Annotated in this window: 15 protein-coding genes and 5 tRNA genes; 14 read left to right on the top strand and 6 right to left on the bottom strand. The window is 75.1% G+C overall.

The genetic code is table 11. The features are described from left to right. Nucleotides 1-146: 146 nt before the first annotated feature. From AB0J21_RS23790 to AB0J21_RS23755, 8 genes are all read left to right on the top strand, one after another. Complete coding sequence (locus AB0J21_RS23790; protein WP_363148095.1) at nucleotides 147-785, top strand: GNAT family N-acetyltransferase; 639 nt, start codon at nucleotides 147-149, stop codon at nucleotides 783-785. A gap of 177 nt (nucleotides 786-962) precedes the next feature. Then, a complete protein-coding gene (gene cbiE / locus AB0J21_RS23785) occupies nucleotides 963-2,198 on the top strand; it encodes a precorrin-6y C5,15-methyltransferase (decarboxylating) subunit CbiE (RefSeq protein ID WP_363148094.1) in 1,236 nt (411 codons plus the stop codon). A gap of 374 nt (nucleotides 2,199-2,572) precedes the next feature. Next, nucleotides 2,573-6,061, top strand: a complete 3,489-nt coding sequence (gene cobT / locus AB0J21_RS23780) for a nicotinate-nucleotide--dimethylbenzimidazole phosphoribosyltransferase (RefSeq protein ID WP_363148093.1) — start codon at nucleotides 2,573-2,575, stop codon at nucleotides 6,059-6,061. 147 nt (nucleotides 6,062-6,208) lie between these two features. Then, complete coding sequence (locus AB0J21_RS23775) at nucleotides 6,209-6,835, top strand: hypothetical protein (RefSeq protein ID WP_363148092.1); 627 nt, start codon at nucleotides 6,209-6,211, stop codon at nucleotides 6,833-6,835. After that, nucleotides 6,835-7,101 carry a helix-turn-helix transcriptional regulator gene (locus AB0J21_RS23770; RefSeq protein ID WP_363148091.1) on the top strand — a complete coding sequence of 89 codons (267 nt, stop codon included), beginning with the start codon at nucleotides 6,835-6,837 and terminating at the stop codon, nucleotides 7,099-7,101. Before AB0J21_RS23775 ends, AB0J21_RS23770 begins: the two co-directional genes overlap by 1 nt. Before the next feature lie 103 nt (nucleotides 7,102-7,204). Then, on the top strand, nucleotides 7,205-7,822 hold the full coding sequence (locus AB0J21_RS23765) for a dihydrofolate reductase family protein (RefSeq protein ID WP_363148090.1): 618 nt from the start codon (nucleotides 7,205-7,207) through the stop codon (nucleotides 7,820-7,822). A gap of 205 nt (nucleotides 7,823-8,027) precedes the next feature. Then, nucleotides 8,028-9,266 (top strand): uroporphyrinogen-III C-methyltransferase, encoded by a 1,239-nt coding sequence (cobA, locus tag AB0J21_RS23760; RefSeq protein ID WP_363148089.1) that lies wholly within the window; start codon nucleotides 8,028-8,030, stop codon nucleotides 9,264-9,266. Nucleotides 9,267-9,309: 43 nt separating this feature from the next. Further along, the gene (locus tag AB0J21_RS23755) at nucleotides 9,310-10,122 is read left to right on the top strand and encodes an RNA methyltransferase (RefSeq protein ID WP_363148088.1); all 813 of its coding nucleotides are present in this window, start codon (nucleotides 9,310-9,312) and stop codon (nucleotides 10,120-10,122) included. A gap of 13 nt (nucleotides 10,123-10,135) precedes the next feature. Here the strand turns inward: AB0J21_RS23755 and AB0J21_RS23750 are convergent, their stop codons facing one another. Continuing rightward, nucleotides 10,136-11,488: a protein kinase gene (locus AB0J21_RS23750; RefSeq protein ID WP_363148188.1), complete on the bottom strand. Its 1,353-nt coding sequence runs from the start codon at nucleotides 11,486-11,488 to the stop codon at nucleotides 10,136-10,138. A 504-nt stretch (nucleotides 11,489-11,992) separates the two neighbouring features. Here AB0J21_RS23750 and AB0J21_RS23745 point away from each other — a divergent pair. The 3 genes from AB0J21_RS23745 (at nucleotide 11,993) to AB0J21_RS23735 (ending at nucleotide 14,277) form a co-directional block, all read left to right on the top strand. After that, nucleotides 11,993-12,178, top strand: a complete 186-nt coding sequence (locus AB0J21_RS23745; protein ID WP_363148087.1) for a hypothetical protein — start codon at nucleotides 11,993-11,995, stop codon at nucleotides 12,176-12,178. 858 nt (nucleotides 12,179-13,036) lie between these two features. Then, nucleotides 13,037-13,894, top strand: a complete 858-nt coding sequence (locus tag AB0J21_RS23740) for an aminoglycoside phosphotransferase family protein (protein WP_363148187.1) — start codon at nucleotides 13,037-13,039, stop codon at nucleotides 13,892-13,894. 110 nt (nucleotides 13,895-14,004) lie between these two features. Beyond that, entirely contained in the window at nucleotides 14,005-14,277 is a 273-nt protein-coding gene (locus AB0J21_RS23735) for a zf-TFIIB domain-containing protein (RefSeq protein WP_363148086.1), read from the top strand. Between the two features lie 57 nt (nucleotides 14,278-14,334). Here the strand turns inward: AB0J21_RS23735 and AB0J21_RS23730 are convergent. The 5 genes from AB0J21_RS23730 to AB0J21_RS23710 form a co-directional block, all read right to left on the bottom strand. Next, a tRNA-Val gene (locus AB0J21_RS23730) sits at nucleotides 14,335-14,406 on the bottom strand. A 32-nt stretch (nucleotides 14,407-14,438) separates the two neighbouring features. Further along, a tRNA-Val gene (locus AB0J21_RS23725) sits at nucleotides 14,439-14,510 on the bottom strand. 43 nt (nucleotides 14,511-14,553) lie between these two features. Further along, nucleotides 14,554-14,625: transfer RNA gene (locus AB0J21_RS23720), tRNA-Val, on the bottom strand. Between the two features lies 1 nt (nucleotide 14,626). Beyond that, nucleotides 14,627-14,700 (bottom strand) — tRNA-Cys (locus AB0J21_RS23715). Between the two features lie 38 nt (nucleotides 14,701-14,738). Further along, nucleotides 14,739-14,811 (bottom strand) — tRNA-Gly (locus AB0J21_RS23710). Between the two features lie 145 nt (nucleotides 14,812-14,956). Between AB0J21_RS23710 and AB0J21_RS23705 the strand changes: the two genes are divergently transcribed. Genes AB0J21_RS23705 through AB0J21_RS23695 form a run of 3 tightly spaced genes read left to right on the top strand, consistent with a single transcriptional unit; the run spans nucleotide 14,957 to nucleotide 17,715 of the window. After that, complete coding sequence (locus AB0J21_RS23705; protein ID WP_363148085.1) at nucleotides 14,957-16,015, top strand: chorismate-binding protein; 1,059 nt, start codon at nucleotides 14,957-14,959, stop codon at nucleotides 16,013-16,015. Beyond that, nucleotides 16,012-16,845 carry an aminodeoxychorismate lyase gene (locus AB0J21_RS23700; RefSeq protein ID WP_363148084.1) on the top strand — a complete coding sequence of 278 codons (834 nt, stop codon included), beginning with the start codon at nucleotides 16,012-16,014 and terminating at the stop codon, nucleotides 16,843-16,845. Before AB0J21_RS23705 ends, AB0J21_RS23700 begins: the two co-directional genes overlap by 4 nt. 45 nt (nucleotides 16,846-16,890) lie before the next feature. After that, entirely contained in the window at nucleotides 16,891-17,715 is an 825-nt protein-coding gene (locus tag AB0J21_RS23695) for a GNAT family N-acetyltransferase (protein WP_363148083.1), read from the top strand. The last annotated feature ends 2 nt before the right edge of the window (nucleotides 17,716-17,717 follow it).

Here is a 17,717-nt window from a genome sequence, read left to right as displayed (position 1 = left end):
CCGGCACATCCGCCTGACACATCCGCGCCCGGCCGCCCCCGGTGGTGCGTCCGCCTCGGGCCATGCTGCATGCTGGACCATCCGGCACACCGGCCCCCCGGCCGCCGAAAGGTCCCACACCAGGCCCGACCATGACGGAGCGGCGCATGACTTCCCTCTTCCCGGACATCTCCATCAGCACCGACCGGCTGGTCCTGCGCTCCCTCGAAGAGGACGACACCGCCGCCTGCGCCGAGATGATGAACGACGAGATGGTCACGGCCTGGACCACCGCCCCGCAGCCCTTCACCGAGGAACTGGCCCGCGACTGGATCACCAGGGCGGCCCCTGCCCGCCGGCTCGACGGGCACGGAGTGGTCCTCGCCGTCAGCGAGTTCCTCACCCAGCGCCTGGTCGGCGTCGTCCAGCTCTCCTCGACCGACTGGCGGGTGCGCGCGACCGAGCTCTCCTACGTCGTCGCCCCCTGGGCGCGCGGCGAGGGCTACGCGAGCGAGGCCTCCCTCGCTGTCGCGCAATGGCTCTTCCAGGACCAGAAGTTCGAGCGCATCGAACTGCGCACCGCCGCCGACAACACCGCCGCCCAGCAGGTCGCCCAGAAGATCGGCAGCATCAGCGAGGGCGTCCTGCGCGGCGCCTGGATAGCCCGCCACCGCGACGAGGACGGCAACTGGTCCAGCCACCGCACCGACCTCATCGTGTGGAGCCTGCTGCCCGAGGACCTCGACGACCTGCGCGACCTGGACGCCGAGAGCGGCCGCGAGACCGCCTTCGCCGACTGGCACTGAGCCCGTCCCCCGCACCCCTGCCCGGCGGCCCCCGCCACCGGGTACCCTCAGCCTGCCGTCAGCGTGGCCGGCGCGCGCCGCCGCACCGCCCCGCACAGCGCCCGCGCGGCACCGCACCCCTCTCACGTACGCCTCCGTACGCCCCGCCCCCGAGCAGACAGCAGGAGACACACGACGATGGCCGACCGCGTCACGGTGATCGGCTGGGACGGTTCGCCGCTGACCGAAGCGGCACGCTCCGCCCTCGGCGCCGCCACCCTCGTGGCCGGCGCGGCGCACCAGCTGGCGCTGCCCGAAGTACCCCCGCACGCCGAACGCATCCGCCTGGGCAGCGTCCACCTCGCCGCCCGGCGCATCGCGGGCCACCGGGGCAGCGCCGTCGTCCTCGCCGACGGGGACCCCGGCTTCTTCGGTGTGGTCCGCGCCCTGCGCGCCCCCGAACACGGCCTCGAAGTCGAAGTGGTGCCCGCCGTCTCCTCGGTGGCCGCCGCCTTCGCCCGCGCCGCGATGCCCTGGGACGACGCGCGGATCGTCGTCGCCCACCCCCGCACCCTGCGCCGCGCCGTCAACGTGTGCCGGGCCCACCCCAAGGTCGCCGTCCTCACCTCACCGGGCGCCGGCCCCGCCGAACTCGGCCTGCTCCTCGAAGGCGTCCACCGCACCTTCGTCATCTGCGAGGAACTGGGCACCGACCGCGAACGCACCACCGTCGTCACCTCCGACCGCGCCGCCGACCACACCTGGCGCGATCCCAACGTCGTCATCGTCATCGGAGGCAGCGGCGGGTCCCCGCCCACCGCAGGCGAGAGCGGCTGGCTCGCCGGCCGTGAACCCGGCCCGGCCGTACGCGGCTGGGCCCTGCCCACCGAGGAGTACGGCGGCGAACTCGCGGGCCGCGAAGGGCTGGAGGGGGAGACCCCGCAACTGCGCGCCGCCCAGCTCGCCCGGCTCGGGCCGCGCACCGGCGACCTCGTGTGGGACATCGGCTCGGGCACCGGCGCCTTCGCCGCGGAGGCCGCGCGCTTCGGTGCGGCCGTGCTCGCCGTCGACCGCGAGGCCGACGCCTGCGGCAGGACCGCCGCCGCCCTGCGCCGCTTCGGCGTCCAGGCCCAGATCGTGCACGGCAGCGCCCCGCACATACTGGAGGATCTGCCCGAGCCCGACGTCGTACGCGTCGGAGGGGGCGGCGCCCCGGTCGTCTCGGCCGTCGCCGACCGCAGGCCGGAACGGATCGTCACCCACGCGGGCACCCGCGACGAGGCCGAGCTGATCGGCCGTGACCTGAGCGAGCACGGCTACGCCGTCGAGTGCGCGCTGCTCCAGTCCGTGGCCCTCGACACCCGGGCCTGGACCGAAACCGAACGCACGGTCGTCTTCCTCCTCTCGGGCAGGCTCATCGATCGCGCCCCGTGAAGTCGCGGCCACGGGGTGCGCGGTAGGCTGGCCGATCGTTGTACTGCGTCCCGGACGACGGTGGTATCCGCCACCACATCCGAAAACCCCTGTTTCACAGGGCGTTTCGCGGTACGACCGGGCCGGTGGACGCGCGACGTGGCGCAGTCCACAGCGCGCCCTGCCCGAAGTGGCCGACACGGTCGCGGGCGGGCGGGGAGAATGTCGCGGGACGACGGGATTTCGGCCGCCTCGTGCCGCCCGGCGCGCACGCTCGTTGCTCTCGACGGGAGGAGCGCGAGTGGCGGCGGGCGGTGCGGAAGGGCCCGGGTCGCCACGAGAGCCGGCAACAACCGAAGAACGCGAAACTGCTGACACATGGGCGAGGGGTACGCATGACGGACACCGGCAAGGTCCCGGCGGAGGGGCAGCCGGAGGGCGCGGCACAGCAGCCGGGCACGTACCCCTACCAGGGGTACGGCGTCGCGGCACCCGCCGAGGACGACGACCTCCTGTTCATGCCGGGCGCCCAGGGCGCCTGGACCGAGGCGCAGCCCGTGCTGCCCGCGAACGCGGCCTACGAGGCCTCGCCGGAGCAGCCCTCGGGGGAGCCGCAGGCGGACTACGCGCCCGCGGGCGCCTCGCAGGGCGCGGCCCCCACGGATGTTCCCGCCGCCGAGGGCCACGGCTTTCCGGCCCCGGCCCAGCAGGCGCCCCAGCCGTACGAGCCCCAGCCGGCGCCGGAGCAGCAGCCGGAGGCCCCGCACGGCGCCGTGACGGAGCCGATGGCGGACCACGGGGCCCCGGTCACCGCACCGGCCGCCTCCGAGGGCGGGCAGCCTGCCCCGGAGCCCTTCACCGTGCCCGCTCCGGAAGCACCCGGGACGGCCGAACGGGCCGAGCCCGCACCGGCGCCCGAAGCCGAGGCCGTGCACCTGCCGGGCCCGCACGAGACGGACGGCAGGAACAGCGGAGCCGTCGATCTGAGCGCCGTGCGCAACCCGGCCGCCGCGCGCCCCGCCTCGCAACCCGTGCGGCGCCCGCTGCACATGGGCCCGCCGCTGCCCGACACCAGCAACAGCCCGGTGCGGTCCCTGGCCGACCGGGGACCGGCCGGTGCCCCCAACCCGGTGAGCGTGACCCAGGCGGTGCACACCGGCGCGCCGGAGTACGCCGACGCCCTGGCCCCGGCGGTCCCGGCCGCCGGGACGGACGCGCCCTCCGACGCGGTCCGGGACACCGTCCCCGCGCAGGGTCACGCCCCGGACCCGGTCCCGGCCGAGGCCACCGGCACCGTGCCCGAGCAGAGCCGGGCCCGGGCGGCCCACGCCGACCTGGCCCCCGAGCACGACCTGGCGGCGCCCGCCGAGGCCGTCACGGAACCGGCGCTGTCCCCCGAACCGACGCCGCTCACCGATCTGACGGCGCCCGAGGTGCCGACGCCCGACGCGGCAGCGGCCGTCCCGGGGGAGGAGGCGCTCGGGGCCCCGGCCATGACGGCGGAGGAACCGCCCGTCGCCGAACCGGTGGAACTTCCCGCCCAGGCCCTCGCCGAGCCCGTTGCCGGTGCCCCCGAGCCGGTCCCCGCCCCCGAGCCGGCCCCCGCCCCCGAGCCGGCCCCCGCCGAAGAGGTGGCGCACGAGGAGCCGGCGCAGCCCGTGGCACAGGAGGCGGTCCCGGTGCGGGTGGAGCCCGCGGCCGAACCGGTCCCCCCGGTCGCCGTTGCCGAGGTCCCGGACGCGGCCCCGCAGTTCGCCGTGACCCCGCCGGCCCCCCTGCCCCACCTGCCCGGCGGCCCCGAGCAGGCCGAGCGCCCCCTCGGCGCGTTCGTCGCGGTGGACGGCCCGGTCCCCACCGGCCCGCAGCCCGCGGCCTCCGACCTGCCCGCCGCGCCGGAACCCGTTCCGGCCGACGCGGCCACCGGGCCCGAGCCCGTCGAGCCGACGGCGGAGGCCGAGGCCCCCGCCCCGCCGCCCGCCGACCCGCTCGACGCTCCCGCGGCCCCCGAGGACGAGTCGGCCCCGCAGCAGCAGGAGGAGGACCTCGCCGCCCCGTCCGCGCCCCCGGCGGAGGCCACCCTTGTACCGGAGGCCACCCCCGTACCGGAGGTGACGGCCGCACGGCAGGAGAGCGCCCCCGAGCCCCCCGCTGGTCCGCCCGCTCCCGGGTACGGGGACGCCGAACGCGAGGCGGTCATGCGGGTCATGCGGGAACGTCGCGACATCCGCAACGGCTTCCGGCCCGACCCCGTACCGCACGACGTGCTGCTGCGCGTGCTGGAGGCCGCGCACACCGCGCCCAGCGTCGGCCACTCCCAGCCCTGGGACTTCGTCGTCATCCGTTCCGAGGACACCCGCCGCTCGATGCACGAACTGGCCGAGCGCCAGCGCGAGGCGTACGCCGCCTCGCTGCCCAAGGGGCGGGCCAAGCAGTTCCGGGAACTCAAGATCGAGGCCATACTCGACACCCCGGTGAACATCGTGGTCACCGCGGACCCGACCCGTGGCGGCCGGCACACCCTGGGCCGGCACACCCAGCCCCAGATGGCGCCCTACTCCTCCGCGCTCGCCGTGGAGAACCTGTGGCTCGCCGCACGCGCGGAGGGCCTCGGGGTCGGCTGGGTCAGCTTCTTCGACGAGCGCGAGATGGTCCGCGCCCTCGGCCTCCCGGAACACCTGGAGGTCGTCGCGTACCTGTGCCTCGGATACGTCGACGAGTTCCCCGAAGAGCCCGAGCTGATGCAGTCCGGCTGGTCCAAGCGCCGCCCGCTGTCCTGGGTGGTCCACGAGGAGACGTACGGCCGCCGGGCCCTGCCGGGTGCCGCCCCCGCCGACCTGCTGTCCGAGACCGTCGCCCACATCCGGCCGCTCGACGCGAAGGCGCTCGGCGAGGCGTGGGAGCGGCAGAAGCGCATGACCAAACCGGCCGGGGCGCTCGGCATGCTGGAGATCATCTCCGCGCAGCTCAGCGGGCTCTCCCGGATCTGCCCGCCGCCGGTGCCCGAACCGGCCGCCGTCGCGATCTTCGCCGGTGACCACGGGGTGCACGCCCAGGGGGTCACCGCGTGGCCGCAGGAGGTCACGGCGCAGATGGTCGCCAACTTCCTGAGCGGCGGCGCCGTGTGCAACGCCTTCGCCACGCAGGTCGGGGCCGAGGTGTGCGTCGTGGACGTCGGTGTCGCCGCCGACCTGCCCGCGAGCCCCGGACTGCTGCCCCGCAAGGTGCGGGCCGGAACCGCCGACATGACGACCGGGCCCGCGCTCACCCGCGAGGAGGTCAAGGCCGCCGTCGAGGTCGGCATCGAGACGGCCAGGGACCTGGTCGCGGCCGGCAACAAGGCCCTCATCACCGGTGAGATGGGCATCGCCAACACGACCGCCTCGGCGGCCCTCATCTCCGTCTTCACCGACGCCGACCCGGCCGAGGTCACCGGGCGCGGCACCGGGATCAACGATGAGATGCACGCCCACAAGATCGACGTGATCCGCCGCGCCCTCGACCTGCACCGCCCCGACCCCGCCGACCCCATCGGCGTGCTCGCGGCGATCGGCGGGCTCGAACACGCCGCGATGGCGGGCCTGTTGCTGGGTGGCGCCTCGCTGCGCACGCCGGTCATCCTGGACGGCGTCAGCGCCGGGGCGGCGGCCCTCGTGGCCCGCGCCATCGCCCCCGAGGTGCTCGCCGCCTGCATCGCCGGTCACCGCAGCGCGGAACCGGGCCACGTCGCGGCCCTGAACAGCCTCGGCCTGCGCCCGCTCGTCGACCTCGACCTGCGCCTCGGCGAGGGCACCGGGGCGCTCCTGGCCCTGCCCCTGGTCCAGAGCGCGGCCCGCGCGATGCACGAGGTGGCGACCTTCGACTCGGCGGGAGTCACCGAGAAGTAGCCGCCCGCGCACCCGGCCGCCGCCGCACCAGCCCCCAGGGGTGGTGCGGCGGCGGCTTCGTCGTTTCCGTGCCCCCTTGTGCCGCACGGCCTCGCGGCTTATCGTTTATCGATACCATCGAATATCGATAACATCATCGGGGGAGCCATGTCCAGGGAACCGAAGCTGCTCGAACCGCTCTCGACGGTGGTCGGGGGAGTGCTGCGGGTGCTTATCGGGCTCGCCGTCCTCTTCGCCGTCCTCAGCCTCTTCGACACCGGGATGCACCTCAACTGGACCGGCGGCCACGCCTGCGTCACCGTCTCCACGACGACCACGTCCTTCGATGCCCCGTGGGAGCCGTTGCGTCCCGGGGCCGCAGTCGGATGGCACCCGGAGTACTGCGCCGAATCCCCCAGCGGCTACCAGCAGTTCCTCACCGCCCTGGCGGCCCGGCCGACGCACCTCCTGGTCATCGGCGGCCTCTGGCTGCTCCACCGGACCCTGCGCACGGCCGAGCGGGAGGGCGTGCACACGGAGCGGACGGTCGGCGGCCTGCGTCTGCTCGGCTGGTGGCTGCTCGCCGGAAGCCTCCTCGCGGAGTTCGTCCGCGCCAACGCGCGAGCCGCGCTGCTGGCCACCCTCACCGAGGACCAGCCGTTTACAGTAGGTGCCTGGCTGAACCTGTGGAACGCCCCGTACCTGCTGTTCCTGACCGGTCTCGGGCTGCTCACCTTCGCCCGGATCGTGCGCGCCGGGGCCGTCATGCGCGAGGACCTGGAGGGAACCGTCTGATGCCCGCCGACGCCGAGGGCGCGCACGCCATCGAAGTGCACCTCGACCGCCTTCTCGCGGACCGCGGCATGACCCTCGCGGAACTCGCCGAGCAGGTCGGCGTCACCAACGTCAACCTGTCCGTCCTGAAGAACGGGCGCGCCAAGGCGATCCGCTTCACGACCCTCGCCAGGATCTGCGAGGTGCTGGACTGCCAGCCCGGCGACGTGCTCAGCCACCACACGCCCCGGCCCGCGTCCGGACAGGCGCCCGCGCCCGGCCGCTGACAGGATGAGCCGGGGAGGGGCCGCGCACCGATGAGATGCGGCGGCCCGGCCGGTCTCCCCTCATGACAGCAGTTCCCCTCGTACCCCGCGAAGGACACGCGCCATGAAGCTCACCGTCACCACGTTCGTCACCCTCGACGGCGTCTATCAGGGACCCGGCGGGCCCGACGAGGACACCAGCGGCGGGTTCACCGCGGGCGGCTGGTCCGTCCCCTACGGCGACGAGGACTTCGGGGCCTTCGTCGACTCCGTCTTCGAGCAGGTCGACGCCTTCCTCCTCGGCCGCCGCACCTACGAGATCTTCGCCGCGTACTGGCCCAAGGTCACCGACCCCGCAGGCCCGGTCGCGAGCCGCCTCAACAGCCTCCCGAAGTACGTGGCCGCCCACGGAGAGGTGCCCGAATGGACCGGCGCCAGGCGGCTCGGCGAGGACGTCCCGGCCGAGGTCCGGGCCCTCAAGGAACGCCCGGGCCGCGAACTCCAGGTGCACGGCAGCGGCGCCCTCGTCCAGACCCTGCTGGCCGCCGGGCTCGTCGACACGCTCCATCTCCTGACCTTCCCGGTGGTCGTCGGCCCCGGAAAGCGCCTGTTCAACGACGAGGCGCTGCCCACCGCCTTCCACCTCGCCTCGACCCGCCCCACCTCCACCGGCGTCGTCATCAGCACCTACGAGCGCGAGGGCGAGCCCAGCTACGGCAGCTACGCCCTGGAGGACGAGTGAGCCGGCCCCGGCCCCCGCTGAGGTGAGGCGGGGCGCCGGGAGGTGACGGGCCGCACAGCGGCCCCCCGCCGGCTCCCCGTATCGTGGACGCCGCAGCCCCCGGGCCGGCGCCCCCGCGGGCGACGACCGCGGGCCACCGCCCGAGCCGCTCCACCGCAGCAGCGGCAGGTCGTCCCCGCCACCTTGCCCAAGGAGCCGCTCCGCCATGGCCGTCCCCGCCGACCACCCCGCCTACCCCGTCGGCCTGCGGCTCGCCGGACGACGGGTCCTCGTCCTCGGCGGGGGGCAGGTCGCCCAGCGGCGGCTGCCCGCGCTGCTCGCCGCGGGCGCCGACGTCCTGCTCGTCGCCCCGGCCGCGACCCCCTCCGTCGAAGCCATGGCCACCGCCGGTGAACTGCGCTGGGAGCAGCGCCCGTACGCGCCCGGCGACCTCGAAGGCGCCTGGTACGCGCTGATCGCCACGGACGACCCCGCCGCCAACACCGCCGCCTCCGCCGAGGCCGAGGAGCGCCGCGTGTGGTGCGTGCGCAGCGACGACGCCGACGCCGCGACGGCCTGGACCCCGGCCACCGGCCACAGCGAGGGCGTCACCGTCGCCGTCCTCACCACCGCGGCCCAGGGCCGCGACCCGCGCCGCACCGCCGCCATCCGCGACGCCGTCGTCGAGGGACTGCGCGACGGCAGCCTCGTCGCCCCGCACCACCGCGAGCGCACCCCCTCGGTCGCCCTCGTCGGCGGCGGCCCGGGCGACCCCGACCTCATCACGGTGCGCGGCCGCCGCCTGCTCGCCGAGGCCGACGTCGTCATCGCCGACCGGCTCGGCCCCCGCGACCTGCTCGCCGAACTGCCCCCGCACGTCGAGGTCGTCGACGCCGCGAAGATCCCCTACGGCCGGTACATGGCGCAGGAGGCCATCAACCAGGCCCTCGTCGACCACGCCAAGGCCGGCAAGCGGGTCGTCCGCCTCAAGGGCGGCGACCCCTTCGTGTTCGGCCGCGGCATGGAGGAGGCCCAGGCCCTCGCCGAGGCGGGCATCCCGTGCACCGTCGTCCCCGGCATCTCCAGCTCCGTCAGCGTGCCCGCGGCGGCCGGTATCCCCGTCACCCACCGGGGCGTCGCCCACGAGTTCACCGTCGTCAGCGGCCACGTCGCCCCCGGCGACCCCCGCTCCCTCGTGGACTGGGACGCCCTCGGCCGGCTGCGCGGCACCCTCGTCATCCTCATGGGCGTCGACAAGCTCGGCGCGATAGCCGAGGCACTGATCGCGGCCGGTCGCGCGCCCCACACCCCGGTCGCCCTCGTCCAGGAGGGCACCACCGCCGCCCAGCGCCGCGTCGACGCGACCCTCGCGACCGCCGCCGGCACCGCCCGCGCCGAGGACGTACGGCCGCCCGCCGTGATCGTCGTCGGCGAGGTCGTCACCGTCGGCCCCGCCGCCCTCTGACCCCTCCCCGTCCCGACCCGTACGACAAGGCGGCAGCACCCCCGTGGCCGAAGCCCTCCCCCTGCACGACCCCGAAGACCCGCGCCTGCACGACTACACCGGGCTCACCGACGTCCAACTGCGCCGCCGCCGCGAACCGGAGGAGGGGCTGTTCATCGCCGAGGGCGAGAAGGTCATCCGGCGCGCCCTGGACGCCGGTTACCCGATGCGCTCCATGCTCCTCACCGAGAAGTGGCTGCCCGTCATGCGGGACGTCGTCGAAGCGGCCGACGCGCCCGTCCACCTCGTCGAGCCCGCCCTCGCCGAAGAGGTCACCGGCTACCACGTGCACCGCGGCGCGCTCGCCTCCATGCAGCGCACCCCGCTGCCCGAGGTCACCGAGGTACTCGCCGGGGCCCGCCGGGTGGCGATCTTCGAGGACATGGTCGACCACGCCAACCTCGGCGCCGCCTTCCGCAACGCCGCGGCCCTCGGGGTGGACGCCGTCCTGCTCACCCCGCGCTGCGCCGACCCCCTCTACCGGCGGGCCGTGAAGGTCTCCATGGGCGCCGTCTTCTCCGTGCCCTACGCCCGCCTCGCATCCTGGCCCGCGGACGCCCAGCTCGTACGCGCCGCCGGATTCACCCTCGCCGCGCTGTGCCTCTCGGAGCGCTCCATCACCCTGGACGACCTGGTCGCCAGACAGGACCCGGCCCTCGCCCTCCTGTTCGGCAGCGAAGGACCGGGACTGACCCCCGGGGCGCTCGCGGCGGCCGACGTGCACGTACGCATCCCCATGGACGCGGGCGTCGACTCCCTCAACGTCGCCGCCACCTCGGCCGTCGTCTTCTACACGACCCGCGCGCCCCGCGACTGAACCACCCGGGCCCTCAGGTGAGCGCCTGCACCACCGTGATGCCGAGCGCCACGATCAGGGTCACCAGGAAGAAGACCACCAGGCGCTGACGCAGCAGACGCGGATTGGCGGGACGCCGGCCCGAGCCCGTGGGTCTGCCGCCCGGACGGCTCCCCGCGCGCGAGGCAGGCCGGCCCTGCCCGGGACCCTGCGAGCGTGCCCCGCCCCGGGGAGCGCCCGAACGCGAGGACTGCCCCGCGACCGGACCACGCGGACCGGCCGCGCGCCCCGAGGGATGCGTGGCGGGCCCCGGCTGCGCACTCCCGGCGCGCCGCCCCGTCCGCTCCTGCCGCGCGGGCCCCGGCCGCTCACCGCGCACCGACTGCGGACCGCCCGGGCGCTCCGGACGCCCTGCGGACGGCTCGGGACGCTGATGCGAACGCGGCGGGGGAGTGGCCGCACGGCGCTGCGTCTGCTGCTCCGCGTACTGCTCGGCGAGCCGCCCCGTCGGCCGGTCCGGCTCACCGCGGGGAGCCGGCGGCCGGCTGTCACCGAGGCCCTGCGCCTCCCGCGCCGCGATCTCCTTGAGCCGCAGCGACAACTGCAAGGTGCTCGGACGCTCCTCCGGGTCCTTCGCCAGGCAGGCCCGCACGAGCGGCGCCAACGAGTCGGGAACCCCCCGCAGATGGGCCTCCTCGTGCACCACGCGGTAGAGCATGACCTCGGAACTGCCGTGCCCGAACGGAGAGTCGCCGGTCGCCGCGTAAGCGAGGGTCGCCCCCAGCGCGAACACGTCCGTCGACGGCGTCACCGCCGCCCCCCGCACCTGCTCGGGCGCGAGGAAACCGGGGGAGCCCACCGCCGTCCCGACGTGCGTCAGGGTGCTCGCCCCCGTCGCCCAGGCGATCCCGAAGTCGATGATGCGCGGGCCCTTCGGCGAGAGCAGGATGTTCGAGGGCTTGAGGTCACGGTGGACGACCCCCGCCTCGTGCACCGCCACCAGACCCTCCGAGAGCGCCGCACCGACGGCGGCGACGTCCGAGGCGGCCAGCGGCCCGTCCTCGGCGACCTTGTCGTGCAGCGAGGGACCCGGCACGTACTGCGTCGCGAACCACGGCCGCTCGGCCTCCAGGTCCGCGGCCACCAGCCGCGCCGTACACCCTCCGCGAATGCGCCGGGCCGCCGAGACCTCACGGGCGAAACGCGAGCGGAACTCCTGATCCTCCGCCAGATCGGGCCGGATCACCTTGAGCGCCACCCGCTGACCACGCCGGTCGGAGCCCAGATAGACGACGCCCATACCACCCGCGCCGAGCCGCCGGTGAAGCCTGAACGAGCCGACGACACGCGGGTCCTCGCGCCGGAGCCGCATCATCGTCATGTCCATCCCCGCTGCCCGGTCCTGCTGACGAGCCACAGCTTACGTTTCCCCGGCCGGGTGTGCGCTGAGGCCGCGCCCTCCCGGACCGAACGATTGTCGTTGCCCCGCGCTCCACTTGAAAGACCGTCCGCGTGATATTCCGTCACCCTCCGCACCGGCCCGGAGGCGTACCAATCCCGCACCGGGCGGCAGGTATTGGCCTCGACCCGCCCCCCGCCTCCACACGAGCGCCCCGGGCCTCGCCACCCCTGGCCCCGGCCCGGCCCGGGGCGAGGAACGCGGCACCGCCCCACGTGATCGATGTCACCCCCCTCAGGGGTGTCTCAGGGGGCTCTCCACCCAGGGGAGTAGTGGACGGCGGGACGGTCCTCCTGACGTAGGCGGCGCAATCGGTACGACGGCATGACGTCCCCGTTCCCGGCCGCCCCTAGATTGAGGTGCAGAGCGACGGGAGCACTCGTCCCCCGAGGTCACGCACCCGTCGCTCCTCCCACTGACAGGAGAGGAACCATGGCCGCGACGGTACCGGGCAGCCGGGACGGGCGCCCGGGGCGCGCGCCCCGGGCAGGCACCCGCCACCCCCTGGTGGCCACCGCCATGGTCCTTCCCCTGGCGGCCCTCCTCGTAGTCGTCTTCGGCGGCTGGGAGGCAGTGGTCACACAAGCGTCGTCCGTAGGCGTGATGCTGGGGCGCTGAACGGCGCCCCGGGCCCGGAAGAGCGGTCCGGGCGGGGACATCGAGGCCAGGAAACCCCGTGGGGACGGGGGTGCGGCGGACGGCACCAATGCCCGCGCAGCTGGGGAGCTGCGCGGGCATTACCCTGCCCGGACCGCGGCCTGCGGTTAGGCTCACCGACGTGCGTGCGACCAGGAAACAGCAGTTCCGGGCCCGTAGGGCCACCCCGCCCCCGACCTCGCCGACGCCCGCTTCCCGTCCCCGGGCCACCACCGCGCTCCCGGCCGCCCGGCCCGGGCCCGCCCCCACGGGCCCGCCCGCACCGGAAGGGCCCCGCCGCCCTCCGGGCGCCGTACTGCGGACGTCGTACGCCCCTTCCCGTCTCCTCCCCAGGGCGGACGACAGACCGCCGCGCCCCGCGCCCCCCGACGCGGCGGTGGCGCGATGACCGAACCCCGGCCGGCGCAGCCCCTGCCCGACGAGCCCCGGGCGGACGCCTCACCCGCCCCCCGCTCCCCGGAGCCCCGTTCCCCCGCCACTCCGTCGGCCCAACCCCCGCCCGCCGATCCGTGGCCGGGGGACCGACTGCCCAGCCGGCGCACCGAACGGCGCACGGTCCACCCCGAAAAGAGCGCGCAGGCCCGCCGGGCAGGGCCGGCCGCGGAAGGCCGGCCGCACCACCCCGCGCCGCCCGCCCCCACCACGCCCCCGACCGGGCTCATGCCGCATCCCGCCCCCTCGGGCGACCCGGGCCTGCTCACCGCCCTGCGCCGGCACGCCAGAGGCGCCGCACACCGGATCGGCGGCACCTGTCCGTGTGAACGGACCGTCGCGGCCGGAGGCGCCGAGATCCCCCGCTCGCCCGCCGTCGCCGAACCCGTGCTCGCGGACCGCCCCGACGGCACCGTGGTCCGCCACGGCCGCGCCGTCGCCAAGGCCCACGCCCCCGACTGCGACCCCGAGGCGCTGCGCGCCCGGCTGACCGTGGCCGCGCACCCCGCGCTCGCCGGCATTCTGCTGCCACCGGTCGACACCGCCGGGGCCAGCGCCGGTGGACGGCCCGTCAGCTGCTGGCCGCACGGCAGCCCCGTCGACCCGCACACCCCCGAGGACGCCCCCTGGGAGCAGGCCGCTGTCCTCCTCGCCCGGCTGCACACCGTGCCGCTCGCCGTCCTGCCCGGCCCACTCCCGCCGATGCGCGGCCCGCTCAAAGCAGTGCGAGCCGTCTCCCGCATGCGCGCCGCCGCCCCCGCCCGGGGAGCCGCCACGGTCCTGCGGGCCTGGGCGACCCTGCCGCCCTGGGCGCGCGCCGAGGAGCCCGTGACCCCCCTCGCGCTGTGCCACGGGGACCTGCACCTCGGCCAGCTCGTGCGCCATCCCGCCCCGGACGGGCGCTGGCTGCTCATCGACATCGACGACCTCGGCCTCGGCGACCCCGCGTGGGACCTCGCCCGTCCGGCCGCCTGGCACGGCTGCGGTCTGCTCGCCCCCGAGGACTGGGCCCGCTTCCTCGGCGCCTACCGCGCGGCCGGCGGCCCCGCCGTACCGGCGACCGCGGACCCCTGGACGGCGCTCGACGTCCCGGCCCGCGCCCTCACCGTGCAGACCGCCGCCCTCGCCCTCGCCAAGGCCGCCGAGTCCGGCCGCGCCCTGGACGAGGCCGAGGTGGCCGTCGTCGACGCCTGCTCGCGGATCGCGGCCCTCCCGGCCGAAAGCGGCCCGCCCGCCCCGCAGTAGGGTGCGGGGAACTCTACGGGGCGTCAGGCGCGTCCTTGGGGGTGTGAGCGACGGCGACCGGTCAGGGAGACCGGCGAAGCCGTCCCGAGTGGCGAGGAGTTGAGCCCACGATGCAGTGTCCCAAGTGCGGTGCGCCCATGCACACGTACAACCGCAGCGGAGTCCAGATCGAGCAGTGCAGTGGCTGCCGGGGGATATTCCTCGACTACGGCGAGCTGGAATCGCTGACCCGCATGGAGTCCCAGTGGTCCCAGCCGGCGCCCCCTCCGCAGGCGTACCCCGCCGCGCCGGCCCCCGCCTGGGGCGCCCCGCAGCACGGTCACCACGGAGGCCACCACGGCCACCGCAACCGCGGCTTCGGCCGCATGCTGTTCTCCTCCTGAGACCGGCGGCCGGGGGCACGACAAAGCCCCCGGCCGGGGCCGGGGGCTTTTGTGCGGTGGACGATACTGGGATTGAACCAGTGACCTCTTCCGTGTCAGGGAAGCGCTCTCCCGCTGAGCTAATCGTCCGGGGCGCCACGGCCGGGGCCGTGCACACTGCGTGCGCGATACTGGGATTGAACCAGTGACCTCTTCCGTGTCAGGGAAGCGCTCTCCCGCTGAGCTAATCGCGCGGGGAAACCGTCGGACCGGGAAAAGCCCGGTCAGGGGCTTCAGTGGACGATACTGGGATTGAACCAGTGACCTCTTCCGTGTCAGGGAAGCGCTCTCCCGCTGAGCTAATCGTCCATGGAGGTGGAGACGGGATTTGAACCCGTGTAGACGGCTTTGCAGGCCGTTGCCTCGCCTCTCGGCCACTCCACCCCGATCGTGAGAGGTTCGGGAAGATCCTCTCACTGCCGAGCGGACGACCAGGTTCGAACTGGCGACCTCAACCTTGGCAAGGTTGCGCTCTACCAACTGAGCTACGTCCGCTTGTCGGTGTCCGGGGCGTTTTCGCGTCCCGGCGACGTGGTGAACTCTAGCGGATTCCCGGGCCAGCACAAAAACGCGTTTGCGCAGCGTGCGCGGACGCCGCCGGCCGGGCGCGAGGGGGCGCGCCGTGCCTACACTCGCCGACGTGCACCACCTCCCTCCTCTGGCCCGCTTCGGCGGCCTGCTCGCCACCGACCTGCGGGACGTGACCTCCGACCCCGCGGCGCTGGAGAGCAGGGGTTTCTGGGCCGTGGCCGCCGACTTCGAGGGCCGGCTCACCTGCGCCCGCTTCGGCGACGTCCGCCCCGACCCGGTGCCCGCGCCCGTCCCCGGCGCCTGGCGCGGACCCGCCGCCGGGGCGTGGACCTCCTCGCTCGGGCACGCGCGGTACGTCGACGGGGTGCGGCGCATACGCGAGGCCATAGCGCGCGGGGAGGTCTACCAGGCCAATCTGTGCCGGGTCCTGAGCGCACCGCTGCCCGATCCGGCGGCCGCCGACCCCGACGCGCTCACCGCCCTGCTCGCGCGCGGCAACCCCGCCCCGTACGCGGGAACGCTGCGCCTGCCCGCGCACGGCGTGGAGATCGCCACCGCCTCGCCCGAACTCTTCCTGCGCAGGGACGGCCGCACCCTCACCTCGGGGCCCATCAAGGGCACCGGCCGCACCGAGGCCGATCTGCTGGAGAAGGACCACGCGGAGAACGTGATGATCGTCGACCTGGTCCGCAACGACCTGGGACGGGTCTGCGCGAGCGGCAGTGTGAGCGTGCCGGCCCTGTGCGCCGTCGAACGGCATCCCGGGCTCGTGCACCTCGTCTCCACCGTGCGCGGCGAACTCGCCGAGGGCGCGGGCTGGCCCGAACTGCTCGCCGCCGCCTTCCCGCCCGGCTCCGTCACCGGCGCCCCCAAGTCCAGTGCCCTGCGCCTGCTCGCGGAGCTGGAGACCACGCCGCGCGGTCCGTACTGCGGCGGCGTCGGCTGGGTCGACGCCGACCGCGAGGCCGGCGAACTCGCCGTCGCCATCCGCACGTTCTGGATCGAGCGGGACCACGCGAGCGGGCCCGTCCTGAAGTTCGGCACCGGGGCGGGCATCACCTGGGGCTCCGAGCCCGAACGCGAGTGGCGCGAGACCGAACTGAAAGCCGCCCGGCTGCTGGCCGTGGCATCGGGTACGTACGAGGAAAGCGAAGGAAGCGTCCTATGAGCGCGACGACGATCTGGGTGAACGGCCGGCTGCGCGAGGCAGGGGAGGCCCGGGTCTCCGCCCTCGACCACGGGATCACCGTGGGCGACGGGGTGTTCGAGACCGTGAAGGCCGTGGAGGGCACGCCGTTCGCGCTCACCCGGCACCTCGACCGGCTGGCCCGGTCGGCCCGCGGCCTCGGGCTGCCCGAGCCCGACCTCGACGAGGTGCGCCGCGCGTGCGCCGCCGTCCTCGCGGAGCAGCCCGTCGCGCTCGGCCGGCTGCGCATCACCTACACCGGGGGCGTCTCGCCGCTCAGTTCGGACCGGGGCGACCAGCCGCCCACCCTGATCGTCGCCGTCGGCGCCATCCCGCCCCGGCCGGACACCACCGCCGTCGTGACCGTGCCGTGGGTGCGCAACGAACGCGGGGCGCTGAGCGGCCTCAAGACCACCTCGTACGGGGAGAACGTGCTGGCCCTCGCCCGGGCCCGGGAGAGCGGCGCCTCCGAGGCCCTGTTCGCCAACACCGTGGGCCAGTTGTGCGAGGGCACCGGCTCCAACGTGTTCGTCGTGCTCGACGGGCAGACGTACACCCCGCCGCTCGCCTCCGGCTGCCTCGCGGGCATCACCCGGGCCCTGACCGCCGACTGGACCGGCGCCCAGGAGAGCGACCTGCCCCTGGACGTCCTGGAGCGGGCCGAGGAGATCTTCCTTACCTCGACGACGCGCGACGTCCAGGCCGTCCACCGCGTCGACGCACGCGAACTCGCCTCCACCCCGGGCCCGGTCACCGCCAAGGCCATGCGGATCTTCGCCGAGCGCTCCGCCGCCGACCCCGACCCGGTCTGAGAAAACCCCTGGTACGCGCGGGGCCGCATGGGTAGAACGTCGATGATGACCACGACCCTGCGGCCCACCGAGCCGCTTCAGCACTCGGCCGACGGCGCCCTCTCCCGCTCGTACCGGATCTGCGTGAACAGCCGCCCCGTCGGCGGACTGGCCCTGCGCACCGACCCACGGTTCGGCTCCGAGGTGGGGGAGGTGGTCGGCCTGCGCATCGACGAACCGGACCGGTCCCGGGGGCGGGGGACCGTGGCCCTGCTCGCCGCCGAGGAGATATTCCGCGACTGGCGCTGCCGCCGCGTCGAGGTGACCGTCCCCGCCGACTCCGCCGCCGGGCTGCGGCTGGCGGAGGCGCTCGGATACACCGAGACCAACCGCCGACTGCGCAAGTGCCTGCCCGCGCAACGGCCCGCCCTGCCGCCGGGCTCCACCGCCCGGCGGATGACCGAGGCCGAGTTCGGTCCGTGGCTGGCCCACGAGAAGGAGACGTACACGCGGTCCTGGACCGACCGGGGACTCTCCCCGGAGCGGGCGCGTGCCGTCAGCGACCACGACCACGCCCGCGCCTTCAGCGACGGGCTGCACACCCGCGGACACCGCCTCTGGGTCCTGGAGCACGAAGGCGCCGTCGTCGGCACCCTCTGGCTCGCCGACCGGGAGACGGATGTCTACGTCATGGACGTCGAGGCGCTGCCGGAGCACCGGGGCCGAGGCCACGGCAGGTCGCTCATGCGGCTCGCCGAGATCGACGGGCTGAGCGAGGGGCACCGGGCCGTGGAGCTGAACGTGGTGTGCGCCAACACCCCCGCACTGCGGCTCTACGAGTCCCTTGGCTACCGCCAGGAGACCCGGCACTTCATCAAGAACCTCGTCTGAGA

It is taken from the genome of Streptomyces sp. NPDC049954, assembly GCF_040656295.1.
Classification (GTDB): Bacteria; Actinomycetota; Actinomycetes; order Streptomycetales; family Streptomycetaceae; genus Streptomyces.
Note: the sequence above shows the minus strand (reverse complement) of the source record. Positions and strands in the feature narration are given on the sequence as shown.

Bases quoted from the DNA above. Each gene is read 5' to 3' on its own strand.
- AB0J21_RS23790 (WP_363148095.1), top strand. From the start codon at position 147: ATGACTTCCCTCTTCCCGGACATCTCCATCAGCACCGACCGGCTGGTC.
- cbiE (WP_363148094.1), top strand. From the start codon at position 963: ATGGCCGACCGCGTCACGGTGATCGGCTGGGACGGTTCGCCGCTGACC.
- cobT (WP_363148093.1), top strand. From the start codon at position 2,573: ATGACGGACACCGGCAAGGTCCCGGCGGAGGGGCAGCCGGAGGGCGCG.
- AB0J21_RS23775 (WP_363148092.1), top strand. From the start codon at position 6,209: ATGTCCAGGGAACCGAAGCTGCTCGAACCGCTCTCGACGGTGGTCGGG.
- AB0J21_RS23770 (WP_363148091.1), top strand. From the start codon at position 6,835: ATGCCCGCCGACGCCGAGGGCGCGCACGCCATCGAAGTGCACCTCGAC.
- AB0J21_RS23765 (WP_363148090.1), top strand. From the start codon at position 7,205: ATGAAGCTCACCGTCACCACGTTCGTCACCCTCGACGGCGTCTATCAG.
- cobA (WP_363148089.1), top strand. From the start codon at position 8,028: ATGGCCGTCCCCGCCGACCACCCCGCCTACCCCGTCGGCCTGCGGCTC.
- AB0J21_RS23750 (WP_363148188.1), bottom strand. From the start codon at position 11,488: ATGGACATGACGATGATGCGGCTCCGGCGCGAGGACCCGCGTGTCGTC.
- AB0J21_RS23745 (WP_363148087.1), top strand. From the start codon at position 11,993: ATGGCCGCGACGGTACCGGGCAGCCGGGACGGGCGCCCGGGGCGCGCG.
- AB0J21_RS23735 (WP_363148086.1), top strand. From the start codon at position 14,005: ATGCAGTGTCCCAAGTGCGGTGCGCCCATGCACACGTACAACCGCAGC.
- AB0J21_RS23700 (WP_363148084.1), top strand. From the start codon at position 16,012: ATGAGCGCGACGACGATCTGGGTGAACGGCCGGCTGCGCGAGGCAGGG.
- AB0J21_RS23695 (WP_363148083.1), top strand. From the start codon at position 16,891: ATGACCACGACCCTGCGGCCCACCGAGCCGCTTCAGCACTCGGCCGAC.